Consider the following 1,551-nt stretch of genomic DNA (forward strand, 5'->3'; position numbering starts at 1 on the left):
ACACTAAAAACACTCATTTATATAAATGAGAATATAAAAATAACGTAAATAATAGGGAAAAAGTATGTTTAAAAAGAGCACACTTGCCATTCTGATCGGGGCTACTATTTCGCTTGTTGGATGTGGTTCCAATGATAAAACTGAAATCCGTTTACCACAGGCGCCAACTTCAGAATTTACTAACGTGATTGATCGTACTGGTAATCCAACTTACCTGCGTGATTACGACAGTTATTCGAACCTGAAGTACAACGCACTCACGGACAACGGCGCGTGGCATGGCCATTTGCTACCTGAAGATGCGGCGGGTTATGGCGCTTTCGGCGGTATTATGCAAGTGACGCAAGAGTACGCGCATTTTATGTCTGGCCAAACGTTCGACAAGCTCACGTTGACCGACAAAGTGAGTGGCCAAACTTACGATTTATCGAACGCAGAAGCGAAAGTCTATTCCATTCCAGGTGCGTTAGTGCAGGTGTTGGACTTGGACGATATTCACGTGCAAATGGTGCTGCGCTTCGTGACTGACCGCTCTTCGCTGGTGGAAACGCTCATCACTAATAAAACTGATCGTGATATGAACTTGGCGTTGGAGTGGGACGGCGAGTTGGTGAAATACGCGCTGTCGACGCGCAAAGACCAAACTGTGGCGCAGTACTACCCAGATTACAAGCGCCAGATTTCGACCATCGAGAACGGCATTAAAATTAACTTTAGCGAGATGAAAGACAACTGGGCGATCCGTAATGACCGCGATGCCGAGTTCCGCATTACTCGTTCTCTACCGACGAAGACGTTCACCAACGAAACCTCATTCAGTTCTACCGCGGAGATGAGCCTACCAGCTGAGCAAACATCGGCGGTTTATACGGCGTATTCTAACCTGCACAATGCGAAAGAAGTGCAGTCAGAATCGTTGAAATTGCAAGATGTATTGGCGAATCCAACTCAATACATGGAAGCGTCGAAAGCGCGTTGGGACGGCTATTTAGCGAATGGTCTTATCAACAAAGAAGCGACAGCAGACCAAGCTCGCGTAGCGGTAAAAGCGATGGAGACCCTAAACGGTAACTGGCGCTCTGCGGCGGGCGATATTGAACAAGCGACAGTCACGCCATCGGTCACTGCGCGTTGGTTCTCTGGTAACTTAACGTGGCCGTGGGATTCGTGGAAACAAGCGTACGCGATGGCGCATTTCAACCCAGATGTTGCGATGGACAACATTCGCACGGTATTCCAAGAGCAAGTTCAAACTGATGACAAGATTCGTCCGCAAGACAAAGGCTACTTGCTGGATGTGTTGACGTACACCAAACCTGTTAGTCGTGGTGGTGCTGGCTCTGAAAACTGGAACGAACGCAATACGAAACCTTCGTTGGCGGCATGGTCTGTGATGGAGGTGTATCACGCTCTCGTGAACCAGTTTGATCGCCCAGAAGACGCGCAAAAATTCATTGATGAAATGTATCCGAAGTTGGTGGCATACCACGATTGGTGGCTATCCAACCGCGACCACAACCAAAATGGTGTGCCTGAATACGGCGCGGCAGT

At 48.5% G+C, this 1,551-nt stretch carries 1 protein-coding gene; it reads left to right on the plus strand.

Annotated features, from left to right (window positions below):
* Nucleotides 1–64 precede the first annotated feature (64 nt).
* The coding region (ygjK, locus tag R7M72_RS24550) for an alpha-glucosidase (protein WP_318056395.1) at nucleotides 65–1,551 on the plus strand (1,487 nt) is incomplete at its 3' end.

Origin of the sequence: Vibrio sp. YT-18, from assembly GCF_033337345.1 — a bacterium.
Lineage (GTDB): Bacteria > Pseudomonadota > Gammaproteobacteria > Enterobacterales > Vibrionaceae > Vibrio > Vibrio alginolyticus.